Annotated in this window: 4 protein-coding genes and 1 pseudogene; all 5 read left to right on the plus strand. The window is 39.4% G+C overall.

Annotation, left to right across the window (positions count from 1 at the left end):
* The first annotated feature begins 181 nt into the window (after window positions 1–181).
* The 5 genes and pseudogenes from H9631_RS21950 to H9631_RS22955 all read left to right on the plus strand — a co-directional run bounded on the left by H9631_RS21950 (window position 182) and on the right by H9631_RS22955 (window position 3,952).
* On the plus strand, window positions 182–727 hold the full coding sequence (locus H9631_RS21950; protein ID WP_191816563.1) for a DUF1697 domain-containing protein: 546 nt from the start codon (window positions 182–184) through the stop codon (window positions 725–727).
* Between the two features lie 557 nt (window positions 728–1,284).
* A pseudogene (locus H9631_RS22515) lies at window positions 1,285–1,392 on the plus strand (recombinase family protein); the annotation flags it as partial.
* 534 nt (window positions 1,393–1,926) lie between these two features.
* The gene (locus tag H9631_RS21955) at window positions 1,927–2,403 is read left to right on the plus strand and encodes a cell wall hydrolase (protein WP_191816565.1); all 477 of its coding nucleotides are present in this window, start codon (window positions 1,927–1,929) and stop codon (window positions 2,401–2,403) included.
* Between the two features lie 23 nt (window positions 2,404–2,426).
* Window positions 2,427–2,888 (plus strand): spore coat protein GerQ, encoded by a 462-nt coding sequence (gene gerQ / locus H9631_RS21960; RefSeq protein WP_191816567.1) that lies wholly within the window; start codon window positions 2,427–2,429, stop codon window positions 2,886–2,888.
* An 884-nt stretch (window positions 2,889–3,772) separates the two neighbouring features.
* Window positions 3,773–3,952 carry a transposase gene (locus tag H9631_RS22955; protein WP_191816569.1) on the plus strand — a complete coding sequence of 60 codons (180 nt, stop codon included), beginning with the start codon at window positions 3,773–3,775 and terminating at the stop codon, window positions 3,950–3,952.
* Window positions 3,953–4,197: the final 245 nt, after the last annotated feature.

The following is a 4,197-nucleotide window of genomic DNA, read 5'->3' on the forward strand; positions in this document are numbered from 1 at the left end:
TTAAAAAATAGGAATAGAGGGCTTACTTAAGTATTGCTTTCTAGCGGAAATAATTTTCATACAAAATTTATCGAGCGAAGCTCGATAAAATCTGGGCGCAAATACGCCAAGGCGCATTTGATCAGGAATAGTCAATAAGATATTATGGGTTAATGAGTAAAAAGTCGAAAGGAAGATGGTTATGGTTTATATCGCTCTTCTTCGGGGAATTAATGTGGGTGGAAAAAATAAAATTGACATGAAGTTGCTTAAACAAACGTTTGAACAAGCCGGGATGAATGATGTGGTGACATACATCAATACAGGTAATATTATTTTTTCATTCAAAGGCAAATCAAAAACTGAACTATCATGTATTTTGGAAGAAACGATACATTATGATTTCGGATTACAAATTAAAGTAGTAGTTCGTAGTGTCGATGATGTCAGAGGAATCATTAACGCAATTCCTGAAACATGGAAAAATGACAAAGACATGAAAAGTGATGTCATGTTTTTATGGGATGAAATTGATGATGCATCTGTACTTAAGAATTTGGTCATCAAACCAAATGTTGACACGGTGAAATATGTCCCCGGCGCGATTCTATGGTCCGTTGACAAGAAAAATGTAACCAAAAGCGGAATGTCAAAGATAATTGGGTCAAAGTTATACAAACAAGTTACTATAAGAAATGTCAACACAGCTCGTAAAATATATGAACTCATGCAAGCTCAAAACAATTAGACCGCCGATGATAATTGTACAATAGATTTTTATCGTTTTGGACGAGGAAACCCGGTTCATTCAAAATGTATTCTTTTAATGAGCCTTTGTCCTGGAGCATGTGCTATTTTTGATCAAACTTTTTTTTCAAGGATTTTATAATAAATTAGTTACAGGAGTAGGAATTGATCTTTCTAAAGAAGGCGTATTGGTTACTAAGAACTACACTAATAGGATTAGGGCTGTTGCTGACCTTACCAATACACCATTTTAGGTTAAGCAGTTTGATGTTATTCTGAACATCATGTTCTAATGAAGTAAAAACTGAACCAATATCAGTAAGGTAATGGAAGGTCTTTAGTATGCTTATTATGGAGTACGAATTTATAAATACAAAAAGGAGACATCAATTGATGATGTTTCTTTTTTAGTTCTATTTAGGATCATGTTTTTATTTTTCTGTATCATCTAATTATACTAATCCTGCAAAACTTGTAACTTCAGCAATAGAATCATCAGGCCTCATAATCTTACTTTCTAAATGTCATATTTCTAGGTGATACCCTAGTAATTTGCTAAGGTCAACAGCAGAAGGTATCACTACAATTAAAAATTTGTTTGAACGGGTTAACAAAGCTCATGTCTTAAATATGGGTTTAGTCGAGGTTACGCCTACAGGTAGGTTAAATTTACTAGCTAGGAAAGTATCAAATTTAAACGAAATTTTTATTTAAACGGTGATGTGATATGTAAAACGACGGACAGGATGTCCTAGTGGGGGCGAAGCGACAGGACACCGCTGCCTAAGCCCGCCTCCAGGCGCCATCGGCTCGAGGTCACAAGTCAAATTGCTGTGGTGGCTGAAGAACTGCCTCCTCGCAATTTGTCTTGTGCTTGTCGCCTAAGGCTAAGCGCCTTCCGCTTTTCTTAGTGGTATAGGAAATTATAAAATCGTACAAAGTGTATACCTCTGTGAAAAAGTTTTCTTCGTCCAGCTCCAGCGCCTATCGACTTGCAAACTTCAAGGCTCCTCCAGTTTGTACGTCGATGAGCAAGGCGCTTCCGCTTTTGTCTTGCAATGCTCGCCCTTTCGGGAAAACGGGCAAACGTATGTCCTAATATCATGAACTTTCAGAAGCGAAGTATTTGGGCTGATAGGCAAGTTACCCAATCCAGCTTCAGGTAATAAGTTACCTGTATAAGCCAAAGGTGGTGAGAAAATGGGTAGACGAATAAAACATACTTCACGTGACGTGGAGGAGTTAGCGAGACTCATGCTGGCGGAAGCAATCGGTGAAGGTGTTCAAGGGATGAACATGGTAGGAACGGTTGTGGCTAATCGAGTCGAGGCTGACTGTGCTCCCGACTTCAAAGGGTTGCGTAATATCAGACATGCGATCTATCAGACCATACCAGGAACCGATATTCCTCACTTCGAGCCTGTCTTAAATGGAACATTGTATACACAACGTCCCACAGAAGCTGACCTCCAGAGGGCTAGGAATTTGTTACAAGGTGATAGGGAACCTCGTGCAAGGATGAATTTGTGGTTTTTTAACCCCAGTCCGGGGAAAAAGTACAGAGCTCCTTGTACCGAAACGATGCCAAGATCCCCCAGTACGAAGTTCGATTTTGCGCACAGGAATCATTGCTTCTATGTCGGGGTACCGGGCTATTGCCCAGAGTTTTATAGATAAATTAATAAGGAGCTGATCTTCCCATGACTTGTGGAGACTCTGGTTATTATCCAATGAATTATTATCCTGGTTTTTATCCAACTTCCATGACGCGGACCAGTCGATCACAACCTGCTGGCTCTCCGATGGCTATGCCTTCTGGTCCCTCGTTTGCCGCCCCAGTGGTCCCGATAGGGACCGCGCAGCAACTTCTTGCAGGCGCGACGGAAGAATCATTTATCGAAAATATCATACGCTTCAACAAAGGTAAGGTAGGTACATTCTACTTTACTTATCAAGGTAACAAAAGATGGAATGCAATGGTTTACCACGGGCGCATAGAAACGGCTGGTCGTGACCACATCATCATCAGCGACCCGTCCAGCGGCACACGCTACCTGCTAATGATGGCAAATCTCGACTGGGTGGAATTTGATGAAAAAATTAACTATCCTTACCCGAAAATCAGTCCGGAAGTTCAGGCGTCCCTGACGACATCGAGCTGAGTTAGTAGAACGCTTAAAACCCGCTTACTTCTTTGGTTCAAACCCCGGCTGAATAAAGCTAAAGCCTCCGGCGGATGCCACAGATTTTATCGAGCGAAGCTCGATAAAATCTGCGCGCAAATACGCCAAGGCACATTTGATTAAAGCTTATTTCTGCTTCGTATATAAAGAAATAGGAATCAGAGAAAACAAAATTGCTGAGCTAATGGAAAATAAGAAATTGTTGTATACAAAAATCTGTAGTTTTATAAAAAAGATTGATTATTTGTAATAAAGTTTGATTAAAATCCTGTTTTTACAGGATTTTTTTCTATAACTATAGTGGCAGATTAGTCGAGGAGTGGGTGTAATAGTGAAAGATTTCCCGGCAGACCTTCGGGTTCTTTGTGTAGAATTAAGCGGGAATCCAATCGCAGTGTAAGCACGTTTTCAATCAAAATCCAAACGTTTTTTCCAGTTCTGTTGACCCTCAAATTCCTTGTCCAGTAAGGATTCCAGTCTTTCTCAGTTAGTTTCCCACACGGTATTGAATCGGTATCCTTTCCAGTGTTTTTCCTCACTCATTAGAATCAGAAAGTCCTCAATCATCTACTCCGTATTCGTCTATTCTGGAACGTAATTATTTATCAAAATCATTGCAAAATCGGTACAATTTTGGGCAAAAAACGGGAAAAAGGCGGGAACGTAATTATTCTATAAGAAAAATCGGGAGGGTGCTTGAATGGGGCGTGAGACCTTGGGGGAGAAGGTGTTGAGGGGAGTGAGAAGGGGAAGGGGCGGTGGAACGTTAATTTTCGATAGGGACATAAATTAAAATTGCGATGTTTAAAATAAAGTCGCGAAGCTTTACCCCTTTGGATATGATTATCTAAAGGGGTGTTTTTATGTCCAAAAGAAAAAGAACATCTGAAATTGAAAAGTGGATTAAACAAGGTCAAGGTTCAGGTATTGGTGCAGATTATAAACTGTGGTTAAAGATTCAGGATGTATCTACATTAGGTCGCTCTACACGTTTAAAAGGAATAAAACAAATAGACAGCATGAGTTTTTCAGATTTTGAATGAAACTATTTTTTAACCGAATATTCAGATTTTTTATTGGCATTCGAGAACAATTTCCTTTATTACCGTTGGAAGAAACAATAGTCATTGCAGATGAGTTAGGTATAAAACATCCTACCGATCCTTAAAACTGGTGAACCTATTGTGATGACAACGGATTTTTTATTAACGATCACTAGCGTTGCATAAACGATGTTTTAATATTCTGTAAGTATACCTTCCTGAAAAACGCTAAAAAAAGCAAAGCC

Origin of the sequence: Bacillus norwichensis (genome assembly GCF_014836955.1) — a bacterium.
Taxonomy (GTDB): Bacteria; Bacillota; Bacilli; order Bacillales; family Bacillaceae_C; genus Siminovitchia; species Siminovitchia norwichensis.

What these genes read in the sequence shown, in the direction of transcription:
- H9631_RS22955 (WP_191816569.1), top strand. Translation starts at nt 3,773, where the DNA reads ATGTCCAAAAGAAAAAGAACATCTGAAATTGAAAAGTGGATTAAACAA.
- H9631_RS21950 (WP_191816563.1), top strand. Translation starts at nt 182, where the DNA reads ATGGTTTATATCGCTCTTCTTCGGGGAATTAATGTGGGTGGAAAAAAT.
- gerQ (WP_191816567.1), top strand. Translation starts at nt 2,427, where the DNA reads ATGACTTGTGGAGACTCTGGTTATTATCCAATGAATTATTATCCTGGT.
- H9631_RS21955 (WP_191816565.1), top strand. Translation starts at nt 1,927, where the DNA reads ATGGGTAGACGAATAAAACATACTTCACGTGACGTGGAGGAGTTAGCG.